A 26,129-nucleotide genomic window follows, 5' to 3' on the forward strand; every position below is an offset into this window, starting at 1 on the left:
TTTTTAGCTTGTTAAAATAGTAGTTTTGATCTACAGGTTTATAGATATAGCAACTACAATGGCAATAGCGCCAATGGTCAAGATAACCAATACTAGTTTGATAGCAAATTTGAACCATTTATCAAAGGGGATTCCCGCAATTGCAAGAACGGCCATAAGCCCTCCGTTAGTGGGTATAATCAGATCTGTCATCACCGCGCCATACTGATAGGCCAACACACAAACCTGTCTGGAAAGCCCTATTAAGTCTGACAAAGGTGCCAGTATAGGCATCGTTAAAACGGCCTGGCCCGAATAACTGGGAACAACTAAATGAAGTAATGACTGCGAGACCATCATGGAAATAGCAGACAGACTGGTAGGTAAATACTGCATAGGGGTGAACAGTCCGTAGATTAGCGTATCTATGATCATTCCCCGCTCAAGGATAATGGAAATACTGCTGGATAACCCCAAAATCATAGAGGCAAAGATCATGGCTTGAAAACCTTCAATATAGGCTTCGCTTGTGCCGTTTAACCCCAGTTTTCCAATTAAACCTACCAATATGCCTATCACAAAAAACTCGGCAGACATTTCATTAAAACCCCAATTGTAATTCAGGATACCTACAATTAATATAACAAATGCCAGTGCCACCAATCCCAGGATAAGCGTGCTTCTGAGGTTTAGATTCTTTTTTTCAAATATGTGCTGATCCTCTTTTACTACCTTATTTTTATTGGCATATCTGATCACCATAAACATCCAAATACAAAATGCAATCGCCATCACCACCAAACGAAAACCACTGCCTGATAAAAATTCCAGATTCGTCTCTTTTTGGGCGATAACTACCGCAAAAGGGTTGATAGGACTGAATGCTGCACCTAATATAGCCGAGCCGTAGCTTATTGCTACCGCCACAAAAGAATTGTAGCCCATACGGGATGACAGATATAAAAGCACGGGTGTCATGGCAATTATTTCTTCCTGAAGTCCACTTAATGCACCGCCTGTTAGAAAAGCCAGCGATACTACAATTAAAGCCACTTCTTCCCTGCCATTTAAAAGCATGGTTAGATATTCAATACCATCTTTTAGAGCACCCGTTTTTTCAATAACAAAAAAACTTGCTCCGATTAATAAAATCAGTGCTATTAAATCTGCCCTGGCAATAAACCCCTCAGGAATGGATAATAAGATATCAAAAACAGAAACCGACGGAGCTTCTATTTGCTCGAAAGAACCTGGAACAACCTTTGTCTGGTTAGTATCTGGATTAATGATTCTTTCGTATTCACCCTGAGGAACAATATAGGTTAATACAGCGGAAAATAAAATAAACCCTATCATGATAACAAGGGCGTTCGGAAACTTTTTCATTTAGTTGGAACGTTTTAGGAATAAAAAAACAAGCCCTCAAAAGAAAATGAAGACTTGTTTAGCTTCCTAAACAGGAAAAAATTAATTATTGCTGGTTAGGTACATCATCAATCCTGTAAAATCTCCGTAAACCTGTTGCGTTAAGATTTTACCATCTGCATCAAAATCGAAAGACTCATACAATTTAAAAGCGCCGGTTTTGGCTTCGGTTGAATCTGTCTCAGGCATTGTCACTTCCCAGACACTGTAATGGCGAACGGAACCATCTGGCATTTTTGTATCCGCGTTAACTCCAGGCAATAAAACGGGGGGATAAGTTAACATTTTAAAATCAAATGTTTCCCACATTTGCTTGTCGTTTGCTATCATTTCATCCAGGGTAATGGAATCTTTTTCAGCTCCAAAGGCAGTTTCCAGCAAGGAAAATTCTTTGGCGTACATAGAATAATCCAAATTTTCATTTTGAAACCCCTCTAAATTAGCCAATACGGTTTTTGAATTTGCTTCAAAAGCTTCGTTGGCAGAATTGTCAACTTCGGTTTTGCATCCCACTAAAATAAGAGCAAAACACAGATAAAAAAATAGAATTCTCATAATGTTGATTTTTAGGTTGTTTTAGGCAGGAAAGTTAGCAATAATAAATTTTGTTCGCGCAGGTTGCCGATAAAAGTTTGAGGAAAGATTTTTGTTTTTCATTTGGAAGTGAAAGCATTTGGTATAGGAACTTCAGAGCCATACAAGGATGAAAATTAAATGATTATATTTATTAGGACCGTAATCTACATTATGAAAAGTCCTGCAGTACTTCTTTTTCTATTTCTTCATATGCTTTTGGGCTACGTAGTATTTTCGCAACAGGACAGCAGTGCAAGTACAATTAAAGAAACTACGAAGCTTTTTAAAAATCAGGAACAACTGCAATTAAAACTAAAGTTCTCCGGCAAAAACTTAAGGAAAAACACCAACGACAGCACTTATGTAAAGTCAATGCTATGGTACAAGGATGCGAATACAGAATGGGATTCAATGAATATTCAACTCAGAGCCAGGGGTAATTTTAGAAGGGACAACTGTTATTACGTTCCATTGCGAATCAAACTAAAAAAATCAGCAACAAAAGGAACGCTCTTTCAGGGAAACAAAAAACTTAAGGTTGTGCTTCCCTGTTTAGAGGGAAGAAATGGCAATGACTATGTTATAAAAGAGTATTTAGCCTACAAATTATATGAAGATATTTCCCCCTACCATTTTAAAACCAGATTATTGGAGCTTGAATTTCATGAAGAGAAGGGACAGCGAACTAAGAAACACCAGATCAAAGGTTTTCTAATTGAAGATATTGATAATGTAGCAAAACGAGTGAACGGGAAACAGATAAAAAGGGAGATCCACCCATTACAACACGATGCTACATTTGCGGTGGAAAATGCATTTTTTGAATATTTAATCGGAAACACAGATTATTCTGCAAGGGTTCAACACAATCAGCGACTGCTCTTTGTTGATGATAAAATTATTGCGGTTCCCTATGATTTTGATATGTCGGGGCTGGTGAATACCCATTACTCAGCGGTGTCAAATATCCAGAATATACCAACTCAAATAGACCATGTTACACAACGTGCTTACAAAGGTTATAATCGTGATAAAGCCGTATTTCAAGAGGTAAGGCAAACCTATTTAGGTCATGAAATGCAAATATTCTCCACTATAGATAGTTTACAAAACTATTTCCGTGATCCTAATCAATTTCGTAAAGTAAAAGAATTTATTAGGGAATTTTTTGAAATTCTGGAAGATGACAAAAAATTTGAGAGGAATATAGTTAACCGCAGCAGGGTTAATTAAATACAAGTTTGAATCCCTCAATTGTGAGAGGTTCCCTATTTTTTCGAAAATGTAGTATCCTTAACCCTTATTGAGTTCCTCATCAATTAATGCCGTGATTTTATCAATTTCATCTGAAGCAGTTTTGTAGGTATTGTCTTTTTCATGCATGATCTTCACTAGTAAAAAGATGAGGTTTTGAAACTCATTGTTAAAAATGCGTTCTGGCATAACAATTTCAGTAGTACTAAAATTGATTGAAGGAGTTATTCCAGGAGCTACGTGACCCATTATTACATCATAATGAATATTCTCCATCCGGTTAACATAATTATAGCGTTGTTCCAAAAGACGAATGTGATTAACGATATCTTGGTTACGCAATAATTGTATTTTACCGCTGTTTACCATAGTCTCGTAAATATTTCCTTCGCGATCATAATCGGAATAACTGGTAAGTTTTGCAATTATGGAGGCAAGGGTATCCATTTGTATGCGGTCATTTTCCATAACTATCTTACGTGCATATTCAAATTGAACCAGGAAGCGATTGTTATAATCTATCTGACCTTGAATATGTTCCTTATCCCCAAGTATTTGTTCCCTGATATTCTCATAAGTTCTTATCTCTTCAATTTTTTTCTCCCGGTTATCATTCCAGTTATCAACCTGAAAAGCCAGGGTAATACCAATCATTACCAATAAAATTTCACCAATTGCATATAACAGATATTTTTTCACATTGCTTTCTTGAATCAGTTGCCGCCTAATTGCCTGAAATAATTTCATTTTTCTTTTGTATTTTGAGATAATCAGCTGAAAGATAATCGTTCTGAATTTATTAAAGAATTCTGTGGAACCGAAGATTTATTAGCTTGTTTCAATTTATTGACCGATCTAACAAAATCAGGAATAATGAAATATTATAGCAGAATATTTTACTATGGTAAAAAAAGTACTGCGTTCGGACAATAAAAATCGGTATTCGTCCACCTTATGAATAATGGCACCTTTAAAAGTTATATTCTTGTAGTGCAATCCCTCAATGGAGGAGTTATTTATAACGATTAACCAATTAATGAAACACATGAAAAAAGCTATTCTTTTATTTACGACTATCGTACTTATGGCCAGTTGCCAGGAAAAAGTACAGGAGCCAGAGGCGCCAATGCCTGATCCGAATATGGAAAAATTCCATAAGAATGTTGAAACCACCAAGGCTTTCCTGGAGGCATTTTCTAACAATGACTCCCTTAATTTTGGTAAGTATGTTACCGATAATTTTATTTGGTCACCACCCAGTGTTGGTAGCGACTCCTTACCAAGAGCCACATGGGAAGAGGCTATGAAAGGTTTTATGAAAGCGTATAACAACAAAGAACTAACCGATGCACAGTATTTTGCTGGCCTGGGAGAGGATCAAAAACCCAATGGAGATGTCCGGGTTTATGGACTTTGGAAGTCTATCAATGCTGAAACGGGAAATGACTCCAGATTAAAATATTATGCTGTTTACTTTTTTAACGAAGAAGGCAAAATTGTACATCAGGCAGAATGGTATGATACCGCTGATCTTATTAAAGAATTTTAGGAAAACATCCCATATTTTGAGCATATTAAGTGCTTGAGTGTATTTCCTAATAGAAAATCCGACTTTTTACGAAAAGTCGGATTTTTATATATTATAATTCGTTCTGTTATCAAGGTCAAGCGATCTGCCTATTAAAGTGCAGATTCAATATCAATACCGGCTTCCAGTAAAAGATTAAAAATAAGTCGGTATTCATCCTCATTAAACTCTCCGTCGGCGTTGGCCATCTCACTCAACATCACTCCTAGTGCGTGTTTTTTATTGTTTGGCATGGCCTTAAGGACTTGTATACATTCTTTAGCGGTAATTTTCCTGGCTTCTTCTATGAGAACACGGTCAAATTTTAGAATATCCATTAATTGAGTAAGGAAGTCAATTTCACGTTTATCAACTTTTCCGTCTACCAGAATAACCTCATCAATGGCTTTTACTATGGCTAATTTTTCTGCTAAATTAAAATTCATTATTTCTTTTCTAAAATTGATATGATGATTCTCTGTTAATAGAATATTATATACAAGGTAATTAAAAAATGTCATTCCTACATCCTTTTTAACTGCTTTCCTATAGCAAGCATAATTAAAAAAGGTTTTGTACCTTATCTTTTAATTACTCTTTGTAAAATTCCATTCTAAATAGACTTTCAATCAACTAACCTGAGGCTACATTAAACAGGTTTTTAGTATCGCTTAATAAAATTAACCTTCCGGTGATTAGGGAAATCGTTAAAAGTTGAAACACTTATTCCAGATAAACGATTTTTAACCAGGGGTAAAACATATGTATTGTATTATGACACGAAAAACCATTCTATTCCTGATATTATTGTTGCTTATGGCACTAAATTTGGAAGCCCAGAGCATTACCGTAATTACCTATAATATCCGTTTGGATGTATCTTCTGATAGCCTGAATCGTTGGGATAATAGAAAGGACTTTTTAATTGGTCAACTCAACTTTCATGAACCCGAGGTTTTTGGAATTCAGGAAGGGTTGCTGCATCAGCTCGTAGAAATAAAGGATCGAATGCCCGGATATACCTATATTGGAAAAGGTAGAGAAGACGGAGTTAAAAATGGCGAGTTTTCCGCAATTTTTTATAATCAGGATAAGTTGGAATTACTGGAAGAAAACACCTTCTGGCTTTCCGAAACGCCTGAAATACCCTCAAAAGGATGGGATGCAGCCATAAAACGTGTATGCACCTATGGACTATTTAAAACCAAAAGCGGAGCTCATAACTTTTGGGTATTCAATACGCATTTTGACCACAAAGGAGAAGAAGCTAGAAAAGAAAGTGTATTCTTAATCATTGAAAGAATACAAGAATTAAATAAGCAGGATTATCCCGTAATACTAACAGGTGATTTTAACCTGGAACCGGATCACCCCAGCATTTTAGTACTCTCCAGTGCTATGCAGGATGGCCATCTGCTTGCCGGGGATAAGGCTTTTGGCCCTGAAGGAACGTTTAACGGGTTTAATTTTTTAGAACCCATAACGCGAAGGATTGATTATATATTCATTTCCAAAAAAGGATTTCAGCTTCTTAAATATGCTATTTTGAGTGATTCCAAGGACTTAAGATATCCATCAGATCATTTTCCTGTTCTCGCTAAATTGTCTATTACCGAAACAGAATGAGGATGGCTCCTATAGCTGTTAAAACCAGGATCAATTTCCTGTAAAAATTTTCACGAATAATTTTAACTAAGCGTACACCAATAAATAGCCCTAATATGATTCCGGGGACTAGCTTTAAATCTATTACCAATGTTTCCCAACTAATAGTTTTCCAGACAAAAATGTGAAAAGGTAGCTTTATGACATTTATAATCAGAAACAGCCACGCTGCTGTGCCTATAAATACGTTTTTGGGGAGTCGCATGGCCAAAAAATAAATATTTGAAAAAGCTCCGGCCAAATTTCCTATCATGGTTGTAATGCCTGCCATCACTCCCATAAATCCGCCAAACCCCCAATGTGCCGGAACCGATTTAGATTTTCGCAGATCCCACCAATACATAAGAATTACACTAAGCAGAATAATGCCTGACATTCCAAATTTAAATGTCTCTTCGGGAAGGTTTTTTCCAATCAGGACCCCTGTTAACAATCCTAAAATCATCCAGGGTAGAAATCGCAAAATATATTTCCATTGTGCGTGTCTGTTGTAATAAATTACAGCAAAAACATCACCAACCAGAAGCAAAGGCACAATTAGTCCTGTAGATTCCCTGGCTCCAAAAGCGAGTGCCATAAGGGTAACAATAACTATGGCGATACCTTTAAGTCCTGCTTTAGAAATCCCCAGAATTACCGAAGCTGAAAATGCCAATATCCAGGAGGTGGTGGTAATTTCCAATATAGGAGTTAAAAGAGATTAATAGGAATAAAGAACAAAAAACAAATGTATCCTAAAAAATAATATCTTTACGCACAACCAAAACCAAACCATGGAATTAAGCACTTTAGACTACTCGTTTATAATTGTATTTTTCTCAGTTGTTCTGCTTATCGGGATTCTTGTTTCCAAAAAATCAGGAAAGAGTACGTCAGAATTTTTCTTATCCGGAAGGACTATGCCCTGGTGGTTATTGGGACTTTCTATGGTGGCAACCACATTTTCTACAGATACTCCAAATCTGGTTACCGATATTGTAAGGACGAACGGCGTTTCCGGAAATTGGGTTTGGTGGGCATTTCTTATTACCGGGCTGTTAACAGTATTTGTTTATGCCAAACTATGGAGAAAATCTAATGTAAATACGGATCTTGAATTTTATGAATTACGTTATGGCGGAGCTCCGGCAAAATTTTTAAGAAAGTTTCGCGCTGTTTACCTCGGGGTTATTTTTAATGTAATCACAATGTCTGCGGTTACCCTGGCAGCAATTAAAATTGGCGGAATAATGCTTGGGTTAGAACCCTGGCAAACTGTAATAAGTGCCGGATTAATTACTGTAACTTTTAGTGCATTAGGTGGATTTAAAGGTGTTGTTTATACAGATTTCTTATTGTTTTTTGTTGCAATGGGAGGCGCAATTGGTGCAGCATATTATCTGGTGAATTTACCCGAAGTTGGAGGAATACAAGCACTTATGGCTAATGAAAATGTGGCGGACAAACTCTCTATTCTGCCAGATTTCAGCAACAAACAGGCTTTGATCACACTTTTTATTATACCTCTTGCAGTACAATGGTGGAGTTCATGGTACCCGGGGGCTGAACCCGGTGGTGGAGGTTATATAGCGCAAAGAATGCTGGCTGCAAAGAATGAAAACCATGCTATTGGCGCAACATTTTTCTTTAATATTATGCATTACGCCTTAAGGCCCTGGCCTTGGATTCTTGTAGCTTTGGCTTCATTGGTAGTTTATCCGGATATAGCCAGTATTCATGAAGCATTCCCAAACGTGGCAGATGATAAATTAGGACATGATTTAGCTTATTCGGCTATGCTTACAAAACTACCCAGCGGGTTGCTTGGTTTAGTTTTGGCTTCTTTGATTGCTGCCTACATGAGTACTATTTCTACTCAGTTAAACTGGGGATCATCTTATATAGTTTTTGATTTTTACAAACAGCAGATCAATCCCAATGCTTCAGAAAAAAGGTTAGTTGCGATTGGGCGTTTGTCTACTGTTGGCCTTATGGTACTTAGTGCTCTTCTCGCTTTGCTTCTGCAAAATGCACTTCAATTATTTGAAATATTATTAGTTTTTGGTGCGGGCACTGGTTTAATATTTATTCTAAGGTGGTTTTGGTGGCGAATTAATGCCTGGAGTGAGATTACCGCAATGTTTGCTTCCGGAATAATATCTATTATTCTTAAGCTTACCGCCGTGGGGCCATTTTTATTTGCCGCAGAAACCGGCGTTTTTCCGGACTGGTCTGAGTATATTTTTGTTGTTTTGGCGACCACAATCATTTGGCTGGCTGCCACTTTTATGACTCAGCCCGAATCAAAAACTGTTCTTAGGAATTTCTATAAAAAAATTCAACCCGGAGGCCCTGGCTGGAGTAGGGTTATTAAAGATGCAAACACCGATGGGGTTGTAATTTCCGATCCTAACGAGAAGTGGAGTGTTCCGCAAGGAATTTCTGCGATGCTTTTGGGTTGTGTGCTTATTTATACCTGTATGTTTGCTACTGGATATTGGATTTATGGGGAAACTAAACTGGCCACGATATTAACGGTAATAGCAATTGTTTCGGGAACCTTATTGGCTCGCGTCTGGAATCGGATGAAAGAAAATATATTGTAGTACGATGAAGGGAAGAATTATATCTGTTGATATTTTTCGGGGTCTTACTATAGTTCTAATGATTTTGGTAAACACACCAGGCACATGGTCCAATGTTTATGCGCCTTTTTTGCATTCCGATTGGCATGGATATACACAAATTGATCTTTTATTCCCATTTTTTCTTTTTATAGTAAGAACCTCAATAGCTTTTTCTTATAATAACAAAAAGGCTATGAAGACTACCTACAAGAAAATTACAGTAAGAGCTTTAAAAATGGAGTTCATGACTGTAATTCCAGATACCTGGCGACGTACTTGCCAATTACATCGAACTCCAGATTAACCAAAGATCCAATTTCGTATTCTTTAAACCGCGTATGTTCATAGGTGTAGGGAATTATTGCTACACTAAAGGCATTCTTTTCAGAATTAACGACCGTTAAACTAACCCCGTCTACTGTAATAGATCCCTTTTCTATGGTTATATTATTAAGCTTGGGATCGTATTGAAAAGTAAACATCCAACTACCATCATTTCTGGTAATTTTTCTACAAATAGCAGTTTGGTCTACATGTCCTTGGACCAGGTGTCCGTCTAGTCTCGAGCCCATAACCATGGCTCTTTCCAGGTTAACTACCTGCCCCTCTTTTAGTTCTGAGAGGTTTGTCTTTTGCAGGGTTTCATCAATAGCAGTAACTGTATAATAAGGGGCTTGTTTTTCAACAACCGTCAGGCATACCCCATTGTGTGATATACTTTGGTCTATTTTTAATTTGTCTGTAATTAGCGAACTAACCGTTATGTGAAGATTACTTCCTTCTTTTCGCAATCTGTAAATTTTGCCTAAAGTTTCAATTATTCCTGTAAACATGTATCATTTAAAATAAGTAGTTTTGCTCTGTAAAAGTAGAAATAAAGAGTTTGATAACATGGAGGAAAAGGCAAAAATAAAGGTTGGCATATCTATTGGCGATTTGAATGGTATCGGATGCGAAGTTGTCTTAAAAACATTTGAGGATCCAAGAATGACGGATTTTTGCACCCCAATAATTTTTGCATCAAACAAAACCATTTCTAAACAGAAGAATGATCTCGGAATCAATATTAACTACAATGGAATTAAAGAAGCTTCAAGGGCCATAGCAGGCAAGTTTAATGTAATAAATGTCTGGAACGAGATTCCAAATATACTCTATGGAAAAGCTACCGAAGAAAGTGGGGCCTATGCTTTAAAGTCACTTCGGGCAGCGGTAAATGCCTTAAAAAAGAATGAAATAGATCTACTTGTAACGGCGCCAATTAATAAAAACAATATTCAAACCAAGGATTTTAACTTCCCGGGTCACACAGACTTTCTGGCGAGTGAACTGGAAGGAGAAAGCTTAATGTTTATGGTCACTGAGACCTTAAGGATAGGATTACTAACAGATCATCTGGCTGTAAAAGATGTACCTGAGGCCATTACACCTAAAGTTATACGTAATAAAATCCGGATCATGGAAGACACCTTAACAATGGATTTTGGCATACGAAAACCAAAAATTGCCCTTTTGGGGATTAATCCCCATAGTGGAGACAACGGGGTCATTGGCAAAGAGGATGACGAAATATTAAAACCGGTTATTCGTGAATTATCGGATGAGGGACACTTGGTATACGGCCCTTATGCAGCAGACAGTTTTTTTGGATCTGAAGGATATAAGAACTTTGATGCAATTCTGGCGGCTTATCACGATCAAGGTTTAATCCCCTTTAAAACCCTCTCTTTTGGTAAGGGGGTCAATTTTACTGCAGGTCTGTCAAAAGTACGCACATCTCCCGATCATGGCACGGCATACGAAATAGCGGGTAAAGGTGTAGCTGATCCGGGTTCATTTAAGGAAGCAGTTTTTATGGCAATAAATATTTTCAGGAAAAGGAAAGAGTTTCAAAAACTTATGAAAAATCCATTGCAAAAACAAAAAATGAAACGAGCATGATATTAATATAACTCCATTAGTTTATAACATAATTCCTGGGAAATATATTTCCTTTTTAATTGGGGTTTTAGAAAAAAAAAGTATCTTTGCACGCCTTAAACTAGTGTATAACGCGATGAAGAATAAGGAATACAGTATTCCTTTTGCAGGATTAAAACAAGGGAAACACAAGTTTGATTATCAAATAGACAATACGTTCTTTGAATCTTTTGATTACCATGAATTTAATGATGCGGAGATTAAGCTTCACATTGTATTAGACAGGATGTCAACAGTTCTTGAGCTTGAAATGAAGACTAAGGGTACAGTAAATCTCTATTGCGATCTTACTAGTGAACCTTTTGATCAAAAGATAGAAGCTTCTTTGAAACTTTTAGTAAAGTTTGGAGACGTCTACAATGACGATGATGATGAAATACTCATTATTCCACACAGAGAACATCAGGTTAATATTGGGCAATACGTTTACGAAATGATAGTATTGTCAGTGCCTTCCAAACGCATACACCCGGGGGTATTAGACGGCACATTAAATTCGGAAGCACTTAAAAGGCTTGAAGAATTGCAACCAAAAGAGAATAAGAAAGACAAAAATAAAATAGATCCCAGATGGGAGGCATTAAAAAAATTACTAACGGATAAATAGATTACAAAATGGCACATCCTAAAAGGAAAATATCCAGAACAAGAAGAGATAAGAGAAGAACTCACTATAAAGCCATAGCGCCAACTCTTGCAAAGGATCCAACAACAGGAGAAATACATCTTTATCACAGAGCCCATTGGCATGAAGGTAAATTGTATTACCGCGGACAAGTACTTATTGATAAGACAGAAGAAGAAACAGTGTAGTATACCTTGCTATAATTTTAAACTCCCACTTATAATAGTTGGGAGTTTTTTTATGGGGCAGACTAAAATCTTTAAAAGTCACCATTTTAGGCAAAAAGTCCTAAAAAATGACTATTTTTCACGAATTTTCGACCATTTTTTAAGGTTTCTTGATAAAAACCACACTTACTATGGGTAGAATAACAGCAGCAATAACAGCTGTAGGGGGTTACGTTCCGGACTTCAGGTTAACCAATAAAATGTTGGAAACTATGGTTGATACCACAGACGAATGGATTACAACCAGAACAGGAATTAAAGAAAGAAGAATACTAAAAGATAAGGATAAAGGGACTTCTTTCTTGGCTATTAAAGCAGCTGAAAATTTAATTAGTAAGTCTAATTTAGACCCTTCTGAAATTGACCTGGTTATTGTTGGAACTGCAACACCAGATTTACCGGTTGCTTCAACATCGGCATATGTTGCCTCACAAATTGGAGCTGTAAATGCCTTTTCCTTTGATATACAGGCCGCCTGTTCAAACTTTTTATTTGGGATGTCTACAGCAGCAAGTTATATAGAATCTGGCAGGTATAAGAAGGTTCTCCTGATCGGAGCAGATAAAATGTCTTCTATTCTTGATTATACTGAAAGAACTACCTGTATTATTTTTGGTGATGGGGCCGGAGCGGTTCTCTTTGAACCCAATTATGAGGGATTAGGATTGCAGGACGAATATTTGAGATCTGATGGTAGGGGAAGAGAGTTTTTAAAGATTGAAGCTGGGGGATCTTTAATGCCTGCTTCTGAAGAAACCGTCAAAAACAAAAAGCATTATGTTTATCAGGACGGGAAATCGGTTTTTAAATTTGCTGTTTCAAATATGGCCGATGTGGCTGCCAAAATAATGGAACGTAATAATCTTACCCATGATGATGTGGATTGGTTAATCCCACATCAGGCGAACAAAAGAATTGTAGACGCTACAGCAAAAAGAATGGATTTGGAATCTTCCAAGGTAATGATGAATATAGATAAATATGGTAATACTACTTCGGCTACATTACCACTACTTCTTTTTGATTACGAAAAGAAACTCAAAAAAGGTGATAACCTGGTATTTGCGGCTTTTGGCGGTGGATTCACCTGGGGATCCATATATTTAAAATGGGCATATAATGGCAATAACGAATCAAAATAGAATTCCATGGATATAAAAGAAATTCAAAGTCTAATTAAATTTGTAGCAAAATCAGGAGCTAGCGAAGTAAAGCTTGAAACTGATGATATTAAGATCACTATTAGAACTGGGGCATTAAGTTCTGCTCCTGAAACTACTACCTATTTACAACAAATACCGGTAAGTGCAGCTCCCGCGGGACCATCTTTAACTCCTGCATCAACCGAAGGTACGGGTGCTTCTGGAGAGAATACAGATGCATCAAGCCCAGAGGAAGATTCCAGATATATTACCATTAAATCTCCTATTATAGGCACTTTTTATAGAAAACCATCTCCTGACAAACCACCATTTATTGAGGTAGGGGATAATATAGGACAGGGTGATGTATTATGTGTAATTGAAGCAATGAAATTATTCAATGATATTGAATCTGAAGTTTCAGGTAAAATCATAAAAGTATTAGTTGAGGATTCATCTCCGGTAGAATTTGACCAGCCATTGTTCCTGGTAGATCCCTCATAATTTTATTTATAAGAACTTGTAATCAAAAACATTTTAAGTATTTGAATCCGGGTTCTTGAGAATTCTATAGTAAAAGCTATGTTTAAAAAAATACTTATCGCAAATCGAGGTGAAATAGCCTTACGCATTATACGGACCTGCAAGGAAATGGGCATAAAAACCGTGGCTGTTTACTCCAAAGCGGATGAAGAGAGCTTACATGTTCGGTTTGCGGATGAGGCAGTTTGTATTGGCCCTGCACCCAGTAGCGAGTCCTATCTGAAAATACCCAATATAATTGCTGCAGCAGAAATCACAAATGCAGATGCAATTCATCCTGGTTATGGATTTTTATCAGAAAATTCTAAATTTTCTAGAATTTGTGCAGAGCATGAAATTAAATTTATTGGTGCATCCGGAGATCAGATTGATAAAATGGGCGATAAGGCTACGGCCAAAGAAACCATGAAATTGGCTGGGGTACCGGTAATTCCAGGCTCAGAAGGTTTGCTGAAAGATGTTAGGCATGCCAAAAAGGAAGCAAAGAAAATGGGATATCCCGTAATGCTAAAAGCTACTGCCGGTGGTGGTGGAAAAGGCATGAGGGCCGTTTGGAAGGAAGAGAATATTGAAGCGGCTTTTGAAAGTGCCGTGCAGGAGGCTACGGCCGCCTTTGGAAATGGCGGGATGTACATGGAAAAGCTTATTGAAGAACCCAGGCATATTGAAATTCAAGTTATAGGGGACCAATATGGGAATGCATGTCACCTTTCAGAACGGGATTGCTCAATCCAGCGCAGACACCAGAAACTCACGGAAGAAACCCCTTCCCCTTTTATGACAGATGACCTTAGAGAGGCTATGGGAAACGCTGCAGTAAAGGCAGCGGAGTTTATAAAATATGAAGGTGCCGGCACCGTGGAATTTTTGGTAGATAAGCACCGTGAATTTTATTTTATGGAAATGAATACACGTATTCAGGTAGAACATCCTATTACGGAACAGGTCGTGGATTATGACTTGATCAGGGAGCAGATTTTGGTAGCTGGCGGAGTGCCTATTTCAGGTAAAAATTATGTCCCAAAACTTCATGCTATTGAATGCAGGATTAACGCAGAAGACCCCTATAATGATTTCAGGCCTTCACCTGGCAAAATAACTACATTGCACACCCCTGGAGGTCATGGGGTTCGATTAGATACGCATGTATACAGCGGATATACAATTGTTCCGAATTATGATTCCATGATTGCCAAGCTAATTACTTCAGCCCAGACCAGGGAAGAGGCAATAAATAAAATGAAACGAGCTTTGGACGAATTTGTAATTGAAGGAATAGCTACGACTATTCCGTTTCACAGACAATTAATGGATCATCCGGATTATCTGGCGGGGAATTATACCACTAAATTCATGGAAGATTTTAAAATGGATCCTAAACCAGAAGAATAGAATATGAACTCCGGCCATCGTCGGAGTTTTTTATAGCACAATGAATCTTAGTTATTGGGAATATAAAACGTGGTTATCCAACATTGATTTTACTATTGTTGGAAGTGGTATTGTTGGTCTAAATTGCGCATATTATTTGAGCAAAAAACACCCAAAAGCAAAAATCCTTATTCTTGAAAAAGGGGCTTTACCCCAAGGTGCAAGCACAAAAAATGCCGGATTTGCATGTTTTGGTAGTATCTCGGAAGTTGTTAGCGACCTTAAAACCCACTCACAGGAAGAAGTGTTAGAACTGGTGAGAAGCAGATGGGAAGGGATTCAATTATTACGCGCTACTCTGGGGGATTCCAAAATGGATTTTCAGCGGCATGGAGGGCATGAACTTTTTTTAAAGGAAAACACTAAATTATTTAATGATTGCTCTGAAGCTCTAAGTAACATCAATAAGCTACTTAAGCCGGTATATGGTGAAGATGCGTATTTTTTCCATCGAAACACTTTTAAATTTAATAACATTGTTAATCAATATATCTCCAGTCGGTTTGAAGCTCAAATAAATTCCGGAACAATGATGAATTCTTTGCTGTCATTGGTCCGTCATTCCGGTGTAAATATTTTAAACTCCATTGGAGTTACTTCCTTTGATGACGGCAAGGGAACCGTAAAGGTTTACACCAATCAATTTGAATTTGAGACAAGAAAACTTATTATCGCAACAAATGGATTTGCTAACGAGCTTTTAGGTGAAGAGGTTAAGCCGGCAAGGGCACAAGTATTGATTACAAAACCCATAAAAAATCTTCAGATTAAAGGGACTTTTCACCTGGACGAAGGTTTTTACTACTTCAGAAATATTGAGAATCGTATCCTTTTAGGAGGTGGGCGAAATCTGGATTTTAAAACAGAAGAAACAGCAGAATTTGGACAAACAGAACTAATTCAGAATCGCCTGGACAGCATGTTACAAGAAATCATTTTACCTCACACAGATTTTGAAATTGAACGCAGATGGAGCGGAATTATGGGGATAGGTACGACAAAGAGACCAATTGTAAAGCAACTTTCCGATAACTTAATATGCGGAGTAAGGCTGGGAGGTATGGGGATTGCTATAGGTAGTTTGGTAGGAAAAAATTTAGCTGATTTAACCTGATATGGAAATTTCGGCAGCCATCAAGGATGAATTGCGCAGATTTTGTGAATCATTCGCGGAGGATAGGATTGGACGCATCCAAAATAATATAAAAAGTATTAACGATTCTCTAAAATCTGAGACTAAGAGCAGCGCGGGAGATAAACATGAAACGGGGAGGGCTATGATTCAGCTTGAAAGGGAGAAGCTGGGGCATCAGCTATATGAAGCGGAAAAGATGAGACAGGCTTTAGCTGGTATTACTATTCTGCCAAGCCACGCAAATATTGGTCAGGGCAGTCTTGTGATTACTACAGAGGGGGTATATTATATTTCAATTTCGGCGGGAGCTTTCAAAAAGGGCCCTGCCCAAATATATTGTATTTCTTCACTTAGCCCTATTGGAAAAAAGTTATTGGGGAAATCCAAAGGTCATTGTTTTGATTTTAATCAAAAAACGATTTGCATTAAAAAGGTTCTTTAACGTTTTTAATAAAGGACTCCGCCGCTATTGGTCCCTGTATTTTAATTGTTGAGGGACCTCTTCCTAAAACAACACTTGTAAGGCTTGAAATATGGAGGGATGGTAAACAGCTATTCACCGGTGAGATAGGGATTGATCAAATTAAAATTTAAATTGATGGAATTGGCACTTTAATAAATACTGTTGTCCAATAATTAATTTAATCATCTTCCGGTTTTTTCCGGCTCGTTTTCTTCTTTGCTACCACTCTTTTACTTTTTAATCGTTTTTCTACCGAAGCTTTGGAAGGATAAGTTTTTTTACGTTTTTTCGGAACTTTAAGCGCTTCTTCAAGTAGTTTTAACAAACGGTCTTCTGCAATTTCCCTATTCCTATGTTGGCTTCGGGATTCGTCACAATGAACCAGGAGTTTGTTTTCTGATGTAAGTCGTTTACTTAGTTTTTTATATAAGCGTTCTTTTTCAGATTCATTAAACGCTTTGGAACGAGCCAGGTTTAAAATTAGTTCCACTTTTGTGGATACTTTATTAACATGCTGACCACCTGCACCACTACTTCGGACAGCTCTGAACTTTAATTCCTGTAAAATCAAGTCTTTGTTCATTGTGCAAAGGTCGATTAGAGTTTTAGCCTTTGGTTAATTGTTTCAAGGGAAATATTGAGATAAACTTCTGTTTCAATCTTCATATTTCGTTCTGAATGGAAATAGATTATTTGCTCTTCTGTAAATCCTTCAACCAGATAATGACTTCCCATCGGATATGTTTTTTTTACGACCACAGGAAGACCGGAATTTTGGGATACCTTGAATTCATGAGCGTAAACAATAATTTTTCGTTTGGTATCTGCATATGATTTGACAATATTGATAGGGACCAAGTTGGCTTCTCCAAAAAGAGAAGCAATGTAAAGGTTTCCGGGATTCTTATATAGTTCAAGAATAGGTTTCTGAGCTAATATTTGTGTATCCTTTAGTACGAGTACTCGATCTGCAAAGGGCAGTATATCATTGCGGTCATGAGTAGCCGTTAAGCAGGTTATCTTCTCTTGCTTTAGATAATTAAATAAATTTCTTCTTAAGCTGTTTTTTCGAAAATTATCTATATGACTGAATGGTTCATCCAATAGCAACACTTCAGGTTTCTGGGCCAAAGCCCTGGTCAGAGCAACGCGCTGTTGCTGGCCTATACTCAGATGCTTTACTTTGGTTTTTGCAAACCTTTTCATTTCGATAATATCAAGCAGCTCTTCAGTACGTTCTTTTAGTTCTTTGGGATAAAATACGGAAAGAAATTCAGAAATATTTTCAGCCACGGTAGTAACCCCCATAAGGTCGAACCCCTGCGACATATACTTCATGTACGACTCTCCGGGGGCAAGATTATATTGTGGTCCCTTAATTTGTTTTTTCCCCCAATAAAGTTCTCCCTTAGCCGGTTGAAGAGATCCGTAAATTAGTTTTAATAAGGTGCTTTTCCCACATCCGCTTTCACCCATTATTCCCAGATGTTCACCTCTATCAACAGAGAAACTAATATCATCCAGTACAGAATCCTTGTCATAGGCAAAAGATAGACCGGTTATTTTTAACATGATTTTTATCTTAAACGACTTCTAATAAAAAATCCGTTTCTACAGAAACGGATTTTGCTCTGAATTATTGATAGTTACTCCTTAAATTCCTTTATCACTGCCTTATTCGGTAACTCCTTATAGTTCATATTATAAAAAGTAAATGCAAAAATATCGGCATATTGTTCAATTATTTTACTCGCAGGGGTCCCTGCTCCATGCCCGGCATTAGTTTCAATCCGAATAAGAGTAGGGTTAGAACCAGATTGCTTCTCCTGAAGTTCGGCTGCAAATTTAAAGCTATGGGCGGGTACAACGCGATCATCATGGTCTCCTGTTGTAATCAAGGTGGCAGGATATTGGACTCCTTCTTTTACATTGTGAATTGGGGAATAAGCTTTCAGGTATTGAAACATTTCTTCACTATCTTCAGAAGTACCATAATCATAGTGCCATCCTGCTCCTGATGTGAAAATATGATAACGCAGCATGTCCAGAACACCTACAGCGGGCAGAGCTACTTTCATGAGTTCGGGTCTTTGAGTCATAATAGCACCTACTAAAAGACCACCATTAGAACCTCCTCTTATTGCCAGCTTTTCCGATGAGGTATATTTATTCTCTATAAGGTACTCTGCCGCAGCTATAAAATCGTCAAATACATTTTGCTTTTTGGTTTTTATACCAGAATTATGCCATTTTTTTCCATATTCTCCACCACCCCTCAAATTAGGTACCGCATAAACACCTCCTTGTTCCATCCAAACTGCATTGACAATACTGAATGAAGGGGTAAGACTAATATTGAACCCGCCATAACCATATAGAATAGTAGGGTTTTTGGAATTAAGTTTTAGTCCCTTTTTATAGGTTATAATCATTGGGATTTCTGTTCCATCTTTGGAGTTGTAAAACACCTGCTTAGATTCATAATCATCCTCATTAAAATTAATTTCCGGTTTCCAATGAATGACATAATTACCTTTTTCCACGTTGTATTTATAAGAGGAACCCGGAGTATAATAATTCGTAAATGAAAAGTAAAATTCTTTTTCTTCTTTTTTACCACCAAAACCGCTTGCACTACCTATGCCGGGAAGCTCTATTTCACGTATAAGTTTACCCTCATAGTCATATTGAAAAACTTTGGATATCGCATCTATCATATACTCTGCAAAAAAGTAACCCCCGCCTGTATTTGGACTAAGGACATTCTCTGTTTCAGGAATAAAATCTTCCCAGTTTTCCTGACCTGGGTCTGAAGCATCAACAGTTATGATCTTCTTATTAGGAGCATTTAAATTGGTAACCAGGTAAAGCTTAGAACCTACATTTTCAAGGATATTAGTATCTGAATCTTCATGATCTAATATAGTTACCAGCTTACTGTCTGGCTTTTTCAAATCTTTTAAATAAAGCTTATTGCCCGAGGTAGAATTTGCAGCTGAAATAAGGAGATAATTATTATCCTCAGTCACACTTGCACCTATATATCTGTATTTTTCTTCAGGAACACCCCCAAAAATTAAAGCATCATCACTTTGCGGAGTACCTAGTTTATGATAATATAGTTTATGTTGGTCTGTCTTATCAGAGAGTTCACTGCCTTTAGGTTTATCATAACTAGAATAATATAAACCTTCATTCCCATACCAGGAAAGGCCGCTAAATTTTACATCAATGAGGGTGTCTTCAACAATAGTCTTCTCTTCTGTCTCTATAACAATTACCTTCCTCCAGTCACTACCTCCCTCCGAAATGGAGTAGGCGGCCATAGAACCATCTTTTGTAAAACTCAACCCCATTAATGAAGTAGTTCCATCTTCTGAAAAACTATTTGGGTCTAAAAAAACTTCGGCTTCCTGATTCTCCTTTTGACGATATACTGCATATTGGTTTTGCAAACCATCGTTTTTATAAAAGTAGGTATATTCACCCTCTTTAAAAGGGGAACTAAGTTTCTCATAGTTCCATAGTTGCTCTAATCTGTTCTTCAGATCTTTCCTGAACGGTATTTTATCCAAATAGCCAAAAGTGACAGCGTTTTCTTGTTTAACCCATGTTTCGGTTTCTTCGCTACGGTCATCTTCTAACCAGCGATAAGGATCGTTAACTATAGTCCCAAAATAGTTGTCAACAGTATCTACTTTTTTGGTCAATGGATAATTCACGGTAATGCTGTCTTTTTTTCCTGAATTTTGGCAAGAAGCGTTAATCAAAATTAGAAGTAATAGTATTCCAAAATTTCTCATGATGCATAATTTTTAAGGCTAAAAATACCATAAAAAAAAACCTTTTATTTCTATTGTATTAATGGTTTAACAAATTTTATGATAGGGCCATCAGAGAAGTTTATTGTCCACCAGGTATTCAGCTATTTGTATGGCATTGGTAGCAGCACCTTTTCTGAGATTATCGGCAACTATCCACATGTTTAGCGTGTTTCGCTGCGTTTCATCTCTTCGTATGCGTCCTACAAAAACATCATCTTTGTCATGAGCATAAATCGGCATTGGATAAGTGTTGGTAACCGGATTGTCTTGTACAACGACTCCTGGAGTATTGTTCAGAATTCTTCTTACTTCATTTAGTTCAAAGTCGGATTCAAATTCAACATTAACGGACTCAGAATGACCTCCTGCAGTAGGAATGCGCACGGCCGTAGCTGAAATTGAAAATGTGCGGTCGTCAAGTATCTTCTGAGGTTCCCTGGCCAATTTCATTTCTTCTTTGGTATACCCATTTTCCATAAATGAGTCACAATGCGGCAGGGCATTTCTGTTGATAGGATATGGATATGCCATTTCACCTTGTATTCCGGCCATTTCATTCTCCAACTGTTTTACAGCTTTTATTCCTGTTCCGGAAACGGATTGATAGGTTGAAACTACGACCCGCTTCATTTGGTATCTGGCATGCAAGGGTGCCAGGATCATAACAAGTTGAATAGTAGAACAATTGGGATTGGCAATTATTTTATCTGCTTTGGTTAATTTATTTGCATTGATTTCCGGTACGATCAATTTTTTTTCAGGATCCATGCGCCAGGCCGACGAATTATCAATCACCGTGGTGCCAGCTGCTGCAAATTTTGGTGCCCATGTTAGTGATGTATCTCCTCCGGCAGAAAAAATAGCCAGATCCGGACGTGCTGTTACTGCATCAGCAAGTCCTATTACGCTAATGGATTTCCCGTTATAGGATATCTTTTTACCAACAGATCGCTCAGAGGCGACCAATAATAGTTCAGTTATTGGAAAACTCCGTTCTTTAAGCACTTTTAGCATTACTTCGCCAACCATTCCGGTTGCGCCAACTACAGCTACCTTCATGTTTTTATTATTTAGAACCCAAAGGTATTGCAACCAATGTTGATGAACAAGACTTTTTATTGGATTTATAAATTTATAACAATTTGTTATAATTCGAACAATTATAAAAAAATGACCACCAATCTGCTTTGCGAAAACTAATTGGTGGCCTTTAAGTTAGTATAGTAATGTAGCGGTTACTCCCGTAAAAGGAGTTTTATTTCTTACTACTTTTTCAATAAATCTCTTATTTGTGTTAACAGTTCTTCCTGACTTGGACCTGAGGGAGCAGGTGGTGCAGGTGGTGTTTTTGTTTTGTTGTAAGCCTTAACAAGCAGAAACATCACAAATCCTACAATAAGTAAATTAACAATAGTATTTACCCAAGCTCCCCATCGAATTGCATTTTCTGCTACATAGCCAGCTTCTCCTTCAACTCCTGAAGTCTCTGTGAGGACATATCTTAAATTAGCAAAATCTACACCTCCTGCAAATTCACCCACAATTGGCATAATAATGTCGCCTACAAAGCTATTAATAACTAGGCCTATGGCTCCTGCCATAATTACAGCAACTGCAAAATCAATTACATTGCCGGTCATAATAAAATTCTTGAATTCTTTTAACATGATTATTAGTTTTTTAAATGGTTAGATAATAAATGCGGCCGAAAGATACTCAAAATAACTCTTCTTAACAATTTGTTAATTAGTTCATTAAGCTCCTGTAATTACCCTTTTAACTCTTTGAGAAATAGCGCTTAAAATTTCATAGGAAATTGTTTTTGCTCCGGCCGCAAAAGCCTCTGCAGAATGTCCTTTTCCAAATACAATAACTTCATCACCTTCCTTGCATTCAATACCCGTTATATCTATCATGATCATATCCATACAAACATTTCCAATAATAGGCGCCTCCTTACCATTGACTAAAACCGAAGCTTTACCATTACCATATTGTCTTCCAATTCCATCGGCATGCCCAAGAGGCAAAGTAGCAGTTTTTTTGTATACCTCAGCAGTAAAAGCCCTATTGTAACCTACACTTTCATTAGGTTCTATATTGTGTATCTGCGAGATAATTGTTTTTAATGTAGCCACAGGTAGCAACTTAGCATCATACCTGGCTTCATTTCCATATCCGTACAGGCCAATACCACTTCGCACCATTTGGAATTGTGCTTCCGGGTAATTGAATATCCCGGAGGTATTGAGAATATGCATAAATGGACTAATTTTCAGTAGGGAAGTAAATTCCTCGGCAATCTTTTCAAAAGATTTAATTTGATTTTTGCTAAATTCTTCTTCGGACTTGTCTTCGGAGGCGGCCAAATGAGAAAATATTGATTTTATTTTCAATTCTTCTCTATCCACAAGCTGATCGGCGATATAGTTAATGTCATTTTCCCAAAATCCAAGTCTGTTAAGGCCTGTGTTGAACTTTAAGTGGACAGGATAATCCTTTTGCTTTTGTGTCTTTGCAGTCTTGATGAACTCACGGAGTGTTCTGGGGGAATATAAACTGGGTTCCAGGCAATATTTAATAACCATTGTATAATTGGAAGGCTGCGCATGCAATACAAGTATAGGTGTTTTAATCCCTGCCTCCCTTAAAACCTTTCCTTCATGGGCATAAGCCACCGCCATATAATCTACTCTTAGTTTTTCCAGTTTTTTTGCGATGATCACGGAATCAGTACCATAGGCAAAAGCCTTTACCACAGCTAAAAACATAGTTGAAGGATGTATTTTGGTTCTTATATAATTGTAATTATGTTCTAAAGCCGCAAGATCCAATTCCAGGGTAGTCTCTTTAGTTCTGGGCATTGGCATCTTTTTTATTTTGTTTTATCTCCTCAGCTTCTACCTTCATTTTATTAATTTTTTCTTTAAGCATAGCTTTGTAAAATGCAGCCCGGCTTAAAGGTTCGTATTCTTCTGTTTCTCCCAGCAGCACCAATTTATCATTATTAGATTTTCTAAAACTATAATTGGCAAGATTGCCGGTACGCGTGCAAATAGCATGAACTTTAGTCACGTATTCCGCAGTAGCCATTAAAGCCGGCATTGGCCCGAAAGGATTACCTTTAAAATCCATATCGAGTCCGGCAACAACAACTCGTATCCCCATATTTGCGAGATCATTGCAAACAGTTACAATTTCATCATCAAAAAACTGAGCTTCATCTATTCCAACTACATCACAGTCGTCTGCCAGAAGCCGGATATTTGCCGCCGCCGGGACGGGCGTGGAACGAATTTCGTTTTCATCATGAGAGATTACCTTCTCTTCATGATATCTGGTGTCTACAATTGGCTTAAATATTTCTACTTTTTGCTTTGCAAACTGGGCTCGTTTAAGCCTGCGAATCAATTCTTCCGTTTTTCCGGAAAACATTGAGCCAGAGATAACCTCTATCCAACCGAATTGTTCCTTGTGATTAACAGTGTTTTCGAGAAACATTTTGTAATTTTAAACCAAAGTAAGGGGTTTAATCCCTAAATAATGAAACGAATTATAAAAGTATTAAAAAAGATAGACCTTTACTGTTTAGTCTAAACAAAAAGAAATGAAGCGAAAACTGAAAGAGGAATTAATTAAGATGTCCACAGATATAATTACATCAAGGGGTCTTACAGAGATGGAGATACCCGAATTATATGAAGCTGCGAGAAATCTGTACGAGAAATTGACCGTTCTTAAGTTTATTGATGAAAAACTCAACGATATTGAAATTGACGTGTCCAAAAATGTTATTGCATCCAGGTTTGAGAAAATGGCCAATGCCGTAATGAATGAAAATAAAATGGTTCCCGAAAACAACCCGCACGAAGAAGATATTATTACTCCGGGAATGGATACCATAAAAGGTATGGTATCTGAAATGCCTAATAATGAGGATAATGACAGGCTATTTGCAGAATTTGTTGCAAAACCTGAGACCGCGAAGGCCGATAATAACAAAACCTCTGCAGATATTTCTCAAGCGGTAAAAGAAGTTTCCAAGCCAAAATCGTTGAATGACAAACTCACAAATAAAGAAATAACTGTGGGTTTAAACGACAGACTCGCTTTTGTTAAACAACTTTTTAATGATAGCACAGAAGACTTCAACAGGGTAATTTCACAACTGAACACCATTGATTCCTATGAACGCTCCATGGCCTTTATTGAAAATATGGTTAAGCCAGATTACAATCAATGGGCAGGAAAAGAGGAATATGAAATCAGGTTTCTTGCTCTTATTGAGCGTAGATTCTCATAATTTCTCATATCGGATTTACTGCGATTATAAGAAATGTATATTGCTCATATTGCCTTAAAAAGAGGGTAAGATCTTAAAACAGTGCTGACAGGCAAGTTATTTATTGTTCCAACACCTATTGGAAATTTGGAGGATATTACCTTTAGAGCTATAAAAGTTCTTAAGGAAGTAAGCCTGATATTGGCGGAAGATACTCGAACAAGCAACAAACTTTTACAGCACTACAATATAGACACCCCAATGCAGAGCCATCATATGCATAATGAACATAAAACGGTAGATGGTATTGTACAAAGGCTTAAAAGTGGAGAACAGATTGCGCTAATTTCTGATGCCGGAACTCCGGCTATTTCCGATCCGGGGTTTTTACTTAGCAGAGCCAGTATTGAACAGGGAATAGAAATTGAATGTCTACCGGGGGCTACCGCTTTTGTTCCCGCACTTGTTAATAGTGGCCTTCCCAACGACCGCTTTGTTTTTGAAGGCTTCCTGCCAATAAAAAAAGGCAGGCAAACCAGATTAAATGATTTGTCAGAAGAAACTCGAACAATGGTTTTCTATGAGTCTCCACATAAGCTTCTTAAGACTTTATCACAATTTGTAACCTATTTTGGCCCCAAACGATCAATTTCGGTTTCCAGGGAACTTACTAAAATGTATGAAGAAACCATTAGAGGTACTATTTCAGAGGTATTAGAACACTTTGAAAACAAACCACCAAAAGGAGAATTTGTAATTGTTGTTGCCGGAAAAAAATAATGCAAAAACTACTATCAGAAATACGTGGTTGTGAGGTTTGCAAGGCACATTTGCCTTTAGGGCCAAGACCAATCGTGGCGGCAAATCCAAATTCCAAGATCGTAATCATAGGTCAGGCACCAGGAACTAAAGTCCATAAAACCGGAGTGCCTTGGGATGACCCTAGCGGCAGACAATTAAGAAATTGGCTCGGAGTTACTGATGCGGTGTTTTATGATGAATCTAAAATTGCTTTGATCCCTATGGGATTTTGTTATCCCGGCAAGGGAAAGTCGGGCGATTTACCCCCGAGGTCCGAATGCGCTCCATTATGGCACGCACCCATGTTAGACAAATTGCCCAATTTGGAATTAGTGCTGTTAATAGGTATGTACGCCCAAAAGTATTACCTCAGGAATGCGGCCAAGAAAACGCTGACCGAAACGGTGGCAGCTTACGAAACCTATCTTCCTAAATATTTGCCTTTGCCACACCCGTCTCCACGTAATCGGTTTTGGTTGACAAAAAATCCTTGGTTTGAAAAGACCGTACTTGTTAAACTTCAAAAAGAGGTAAATAATATTTTAGTCTATTGATTTAGATGAATATACAATCATTGTTTCAATAAAAATTCTAATTTTTATGC

At 37.5% G+C, this 26,129-nt stretch carries 29 protein-coding genes; 16 read left to right on the plus strand and 13 right to left on the minus strand.

The features are described 5' to 3' along the window. Nucleotides 1-30 precede the first annotated feature (30 nt). Together Q0X66_RS06615 and Q0X66_RS06620 are read right to left on the minus strand one after the other, a co-directional pair. Complete coding sequence (locus Q0X66_RS06615; RefSeq protein WP_297704503.1) at nt 31-1,365, minus strand: Na+/H+ antiporter NhaC family protein; 1,335 nt, start codon at nt 1,363-1,365, stop codon at nt 31-33. An 81-nt stretch (nt 1,366-1,446) separates the two neighbouring features. After that, on the minus strand, nt 1,447-1,959 hold the full coding sequence (locus Q0X66_RS06620) for a hypothetical protein (protein WP_297704505.1): 513 nt from the start codon (nt 1,957-1,959) through the stop codon (nt 1,447-1,449). A 192-nt stretch (nt 1,960-2,151) separates the two neighbouring features. Between Q0X66_RS06620 and Q0X66_RS06625 the strand changes: the two genes are divergently transcribed. Next, a complete protein-coding gene (locus tag Q0X66_RS06625; protein WP_297704507.1) occupies nt 2,152-3,213 on the plus strand; it encodes a hypothetical protein in 1,062 nt (353 codons plus the stop codon). A 60-nt stretch (nt 3,214-3,273) separates the two neighbouring features. Here Q0X66_RS06625 and Q0X66_RS06630 read toward each other — a convergent pair whose 3' ends face one another. Beyond that, complete coding sequence (locus tag Q0X66_RS06630) at nt 3,274-3,981, minus strand: DUF6090 family protein (protein ID WP_297704509.1); 708 nt, start codon at nt 3,979-3,981, stop codon at nt 3,274-3,276. Between the two features lie 298 nt (nt 3,982-4,279). Here Q0X66_RS06630 and Q0X66_RS06635 point away from each other — a divergent pair, with 298 nt between their 5' ends. Continuing rightward, entirely contained in the window at nt 4,280-4,783 is a 504-nt protein-coding gene (locus Q0X66_RS06635; RefSeq protein ID WP_297704511.1) for a hypothetical protein, read from the plus strand. A gap of 131 nt (nt 4,784-4,914) precedes the next feature. Here Q0X66_RS06635 and Q0X66_RS06640 read toward each other — a convergent pair whose 3' ends face one another. After that, nucleotides 4,915-5,322 (minus strand): TerB family tellurite resistance protein, encoded by a 408-nt coding sequence (locus Q0X66_RS06640; protein ID WP_297704513.1) that lies wholly within the window; start codon nt 5,320-5,322, stop codon nt 4,915-4,917. Nucleotides 5,323-5,575: 253 nt separating this feature from the next. Here Q0X66_RS06640 and Q0X66_RS06645 point away from each other — a divergent pair, with 253 nt between their 5' ends. Next, on the plus strand, nt 5,576-6,427 hold the full coding sequence (locus Q0X66_RS06645) for an endonuclease/exonuclease/phosphatase family protein (RefSeq protein ID WP_297704515.1): 852 nt from the start codon (nt 5,576-5,578) through the stop codon (nt 6,425-6,427). Here the strand turns inward: Q0X66_RS06645 and Q0X66_RS06650 are convergent. Further along, the gene (locus Q0X66_RS06650) at nt 6,411-7,148 is read right to left on the minus strand and encodes a sulfite exporter TauE/SafE family protein (protein WP_297704517.1); all 738 of its coding nucleotides are present in this window, start codon (nt 7,146-7,148) and stop codon (nt 6,411-6,413) included. The two genes, Q0X66_RS06645 and Q0X66_RS06650, sit on opposite strands and share 17 nt — an antisense overlap. A gap of 91 nt (nt 7,149-7,239) precedes the next feature. Between Q0X66_RS06650 and Q0X66_RS06655 the strand changes: the two genes are divergently transcribed. Beyond that, nucleotides 7,240-9,051, plus strand: a complete 1,812-nt coding sequence (locus Q0X66_RS06655; RefSeq protein ID WP_297704519.1) for a sodium:solute symporter family protein — start codon at nt 7,240-7,242, stop codon at nt 9,049-9,051. A 58-nt stretch (nt 9,052-9,109) separates the two neighbouring features. Then, nucleotides 9,110-9,376 carry a hypothetical protein gene (locus Q0X66_RS06660; RefSeq protein ID WP_366938679.1) on the plus strand — a complete coding sequence of 89 codons (267 nt, stop codon included), beginning with the start codon at nt 9,110-9,112 and terminating at the stop codon, nt 9,374-9,376. Here Q0X66_RS06660 and Q0X66_RS06665 read toward each other — a convergent pair. Then, entirely contained in the window at nt 9,315-9,905 is a 591-nt protein-coding gene (locus Q0X66_RS06665) for a riboflavin synthase (RefSeq protein ID WP_297704521.1), read from the minus strand. The genes Q0X66_RS06660 and Q0X66_RS06665 overlap by 62 nt on opposite strands. A gap of 58 nt (nt 9,906-9,963) precedes the next feature. Here Q0X66_RS06665 and pdxA point away from each other — a divergent pair, with 58 nt between their 5' ends. The 8 genes from pdxA to Q0X66_RS06705 all read left to right on the plus strand — a co-directional run bounded on the left by pdxA (nt 9,964) and on the right by Q0X66_RS06705 (nt 16,597). Continuing rightward, nucleotides 9,964-11,013, plus strand: a complete 1,050-nt coding sequence (gene pdxA, locus Q0X66_RS06670; RefSeq protein WP_297704603.1) for a 4-hydroxythreonine-4-phosphate dehydrogenase PdxA — start codon at nt 9,964-9,966, stop codon at nt 11,011-11,013. A gap of 115 nt (nt 11,014-11,128) precedes the next feature. Then, nucleotides 11,129-11,659 carry a DUF177 domain-containing protein gene (locus Q0X66_RS06675; RefSeq protein ID WP_297704523.1) on the plus strand — a complete coding sequence of 177 codons (531 nt, stop codon included), beginning with the start codon at nt 11,129-11,131 and terminating at the stop codon, nt 11,657-11,659. Between the two features lie 8 nt (nt 11,660-11,667). Next, complete coding sequence (rpmF, locus tag Q0X66_RS06680) at nt 11,668-11,865, plus strand: 50S ribosomal protein L32 (RefSeq protein WP_297704525.1); 198 nt, start codon at nt 11,668-11,670, stop codon at nt 11,863-11,865. Between the two features lie 170 nt (nt 11,866-12,035). Beyond that, a complete protein-coding gene (locus tag Q0X66_RS06685) occupies nt 12,036-13,046 on the plus strand; it encodes a beta-ketoacyl-ACP synthase III (RefSeq protein WP_297704527.1) in 1,011 nt (336 codons plus the stop codon). A gap of 6 nt (nt 13,047-13,052) precedes the next feature. After that, nucleotides 13,053-13,550 carry an acetyl-CoA carboxylase biotin carboxyl carrier protein gene (gene accB / locus Q0X66_RS06690; protein WP_297704529.1) on the plus strand — a complete coding sequence of 166 codons (498 nt, stop codon included), beginning with the start codon at nt 13,053-13,055 and terminating at the stop codon, nt 13,548-13,550. A gap of 78 nt (nt 13,551-13,628) precedes the next feature. After that, the gene (gene accC / locus Q0X66_RS06695; RefSeq protein WP_297704532.1) at nt 13,629-14,981 is read left to right on the plus strand and encodes an acetyl-CoA carboxylase biotin carboxylase subunit; all 1,353 of its coding nucleotides are present in this window, start codon (nt 13,629-13,631) and stop codon (nt 14,979-14,981) included. Nucleotides 14,982-15,021: 40 nt separating this feature from the next. Beyond that, nucleotides 15,022-16,134 (plus strand): FAD-dependent oxidoreductase, encoded by a 1,113-nt coding sequence (locus Q0X66_RS06700; protein WP_297704534.1) that lies wholly within the window; start codon nt 15,022-15,024, stop codon nt 16,132-16,134. A gap of 1 nt (nt 16,135) precedes the next feature. Further along, a complete protein-coding gene (locus Q0X66_RS06705; protein ID WP_297704536.1) occupies nt 16,136-16,597 on the plus strand; it encodes a 3-oxoacyl-ACP synthase in 462 nt (153 codons plus the stop codon). Nucleotides 16,598-16,796: 199 nt separating this feature from the next. Here Q0X66_RS06705 and arfB read toward each other — a convergent pair whose 3' ends face one another. The 7 genes from arfB to Q0X66_RS06740 form a co-directional block, all read right to left on the minus strand. Continuing rightward, nucleotides 16,797-17,201 (minus strand): alternative ribosome rescue aminoacyl-tRNA hydrolase ArfB, encoded by a 405-nt coding sequence (gene arfB / locus Q0X66_RS06710; protein WP_297704538.1) that lies wholly within the window; start codon nt 17,199-17,201, stop codon nt 16,797-16,799. A gap of 14 nt (nt 17,202-17,215) precedes the next feature. Next, a complete protein-coding gene (locus Q0X66_RS06715) occupies nt 17,216-18,190 on the minus strand; it encodes a sulfate/molybdate ABC transporter ATP-binding protein (RefSeq protein ID WP_297704540.1) in 975 nt (324 codons plus the stop codon). A 74-nt stretch (nt 18,191-18,264) separates the two neighbouring features. Beyond that, the gene (locus Q0X66_RS06720; protein ID WP_297704542.1) at nt 18,265-20,421 is read right to left on the minus strand and encodes a prolyl oligopeptidase family serine peptidase; all 2,157 of its coding nucleotides are present in this window, start codon (nt 20,419-20,421) and stop codon (nt 18,265-18,267) included. Between the two features lie 90 nt (nt 20,422-20,511). Beyond that, nucleotides 20,512-21,501 carry an aspartate-semialdehyde dehydrogenase gene (locus tag Q0X66_RS06725; RefSeq protein ID WP_297704543.1) on the minus strand — a complete coding sequence of 330 codons (990 nt, stop codon included), beginning with the start codon at nt 21,499-21,501 and terminating at the stop codon, nt 20,512-20,514. Nucleotides 21,502-21,707: 206 nt separating this feature from the next. Continuing rightward, nucleotides 21,708-22,109, minus strand: a complete 402-nt coding sequence (gene mscL / locus Q0X66_RS06730; RefSeq protein ID WP_297704545.1) for a large conductance mechanosensitive channel protein MscL — start codon at nt 22,107-22,109, stop codon at nt 21,708-21,710. 87 nt (nt 22,110-22,196) lie between these two features. Next, nucleotides 22,197-23,306, minus strand: coding sequence for an alanine racemase (gene alr / locus Q0X66_RS06735; protein WP_297704547.1), 1,110 nt, complete (start codon nt 23,304-23,306; stop codon nt 22,197-22,199). Continuing rightward, nucleotides 23,293-23,943: a thymidine kinase gene (locus Q0X66_RS06740; RefSeq protein ID WP_297704549.1), complete on the minus strand. Its 651-nt coding sequence runs from the start codon at nt 23,941-23,943 to the stop codon at nt 23,293-23,295. The genes alr and Q0X66_RS06740 overlap by 14 nt, the downstream gene beginning before the upstream one ends. Nucleotides 23,944-24,049: 106 nt before the next feature. Between Q0X66_RS06740 and Q0X66_RS06745 the strand changes: the two genes are divergently transcribed. The 3 genes from Q0X66_RS06745 to Q0X66_RS06755 all read left to right on the plus strand — a co-directional run bounded on the left by Q0X66_RS06745 (nt 24,050) and on the right by Q0X66_RS06755 (nt 26,079). Then, nucleotides 24,050-24,745, plus strand: a complete 696-nt coding sequence (locus Q0X66_RS06745) for a hypothetical protein (protein WP_297704551.1) — start codon at nt 24,050-24,052, stop codon at nt 24,743-24,745. Nucleotides 24,746-24,826: 81 nt separating this feature from the next. Continuing rightward, nucleotides 24,827-25,504: a 16S rRNA (cytidine(1402)-2'-O)-methyltransferase gene (gene rsmI / locus Q0X66_RS06750; protein WP_297704553.1), complete on the plus strand. Its 678-nt coding sequence runs from the start codon at nt 24,827-24,829 to the stop codon at nt 25,502-25,504. Beyond that, nucleotides 25,504-26,079, plus strand: a complete 576-nt coding sequence (locus tag Q0X66_RS06755) for a uracil-DNA glycosylase family protein (RefSeq protein ID WP_297704555.1) — start codon at nt 25,504-25,506, stop codon at nt 26,077-26,079. Before rsmI ends, Q0X66_RS06755 begins: the two co-directional genes overlap by 1 nt. The last annotated feature ends 50 nt before the right edge of the window (nt 26,080-26,129 follow it).

It is taken from the genome of uncultured Eudoraea sp. (assembly GCF_947260015.1).
GTDB lineage: Bacteria > Bacteroidota > Bacteroidia > Flavobacteriales > Flavobacteriaceae > Eudoraea.

Coding starts and splice junctions, on each gene's coding strand:
- Q0X66_RS06700 (WP_297704534.1), top strand. CDS start 15,022: ATGAATCTTAGTTATTGGGAATATAAAACGTGGTTATCCAACATTGAT.
- Q0X66_RS06725 (WP_297704543.1), bottom strand. CDS start 21,501: ATGAAGGTAGCTGTAGTTGGCGCAACCGGAATGGTTGGCGAAGTAATG.
- Q0X66_RS06675 (WP_297704523.1), top strand. CDS start 11,129: ATGAAGAATAAGGAATACAGTATTCCTTTTGCAGGATTAAAACAAGGG.
- Q0X66_RS06655 (WP_297704519.1), top strand. CDS start 7,240: ATGGAATTAAGCACTTTAGACTACTCGTTTATAATTGTATTTTTCTCA.
- Q0X66_RS06715 (WP_297704540.1), bottom strand. CDS start 18,190: ATGTTAAAAATAACCGGTCTATCTTTTGCCTATGACAAGGATTCTGTA.
- Q0X66_RS06685 (WP_297704527.1), top strand. CDS start 12,036: ATGGGTAGAATAACAGCAGCAATAACAGCTGTAGGGGGTTACGTTCCG.
- Q0X66_RS06625 (WP_297704507.1), top strand. CDS start 2,152: ATGAAAAGTCCTGCAGTACTTCTTTTTCTATTTCTTCATATGCTTTTG.
- Q0X66_RS06720 (WP_297704542.1), bottom strand. CDS start 20,421: ATGAGAAATTTTGGAATACTATTACTTCTAATTTTGATTAACGCTTCT.
- Q0X66_RS06740 (WP_297704549.1), bottom strand. CDS start 23,943: ATGTTTCTCGAAAACACTGTTAATCACAAGGAACAATTCGGTTGGATA.
- Q0X66_RS06620 (WP_297704505.1), bottom strand. CDS start 1,959: ATGAGAATTCTATTTTTTTATCTGTGTTTTGCTCTTATTTTAGTGGGA.
- Q0X66_RS06705 (WP_297704536.1), top strand. CDS start 16,136: ATGGAAATTTCGGCAGCCATCAAGGATGAATTGCGCAGATTTTGTGAA.
- mscL (WP_297704545.1), bottom strand. CDS start 22,109: ATGTTAAAAGAATTCAAGAATTTTATTATGACCGGCAATGTAATTGAT.
- accB (WP_297704529.1), top strand. CDS start 13,053: ATGGATATAAAAGAAATTCAAAGTCTAATTAAATTTGTAGCAAAATCA.
- alr (WP_297704547.1), bottom strand. CDS start 23,306: ATGCCCAGAACTAAAGAGACTACCCTGGAATTGGATCTTGCGGCTTTA.
- Q0X66_RS06660 (WP_366938679.1), top strand. CDS start 9,110: ATGATTTTGGTAAACACACCAGGCACATGGTCCAATGTTTATGCGCCT.
- pdxA (WP_297704603.1), top strand. CDS start 9,964: ATGGAGGAAAAGGCAAAAATAAAGGTTGGCATATCTATTGGCGATTTG.
- Q0X66_RS06755 (WP_297704555.1), top strand. CDS start 25,504: ATGCAAAAACTACTATCAGAAATACGTGGTTGTGAGGTTTGCAAGGCA.
- Q0X66_RS06640 (WP_297704513.1), bottom strand. CDS start 5,322: ATGACATTTTTTAATTACCTTGTATATAATATTCTATTAACAGAGAAT.
- rpmF (WP_297704525.1), top strand. CDS start 11,668: ATGGCACATCCTAAAAGGAAAATATCCAGAACAAGAAGAGATAAGAGA.
- Q0X66_RS06745 (WP_297704551.1), top strand. CDS start 24,050: ATGAAGCGAAAACTGAAAGAGGAATTAATTAAGATGTCCACAGATATA.
- Q0X66_RS06665 (WP_297704521.1), bottom strand. CDS start 9,905: ATGTTTACAGGAATAATTGAAACTTTAGGCAAAATTTACAGATTGCGA.
- Q0X66_RS06635 (WP_297704511.1), top strand. CDS start 4,280: ATGAAAAAAGCTATTCTTTTATTTACGACTATCGTACTTATGGCCAGT.
- arfB (WP_297704538.1), bottom strand. CDS start 17,201: ATGAACAAAGACTTGATTTTACAGGAATTAAAGTTCAGAGCTGTCCGA.
- Q0X66_RS06630 (WP_297704509.1), bottom strand. CDS start 3,981: ATGAAATTATTTCAGGCAATTAGGCGGCAACTGATTCAAGAAAGCAAT.
- Q0X66_RS06615 (WP_297704503.1), bottom strand. CDS start 1,365: ATGAAAAAGTTTCCGAACGCCCTTGTTATCATGATAGGGTTTATTTTA.
- accC (WP_297704532.1), top strand. CDS start 13,629: ATGTTTAAAAAAATACTTATCGCAAATCGAGGTGAAATAGCCTTACGC.
- Q0X66_RS06645 (WP_297704515.1), top strand. CDS start 5,576: ATGACACGAAAAACCATTCTATTCCTGATATTATTGTTGCTTATGGCA.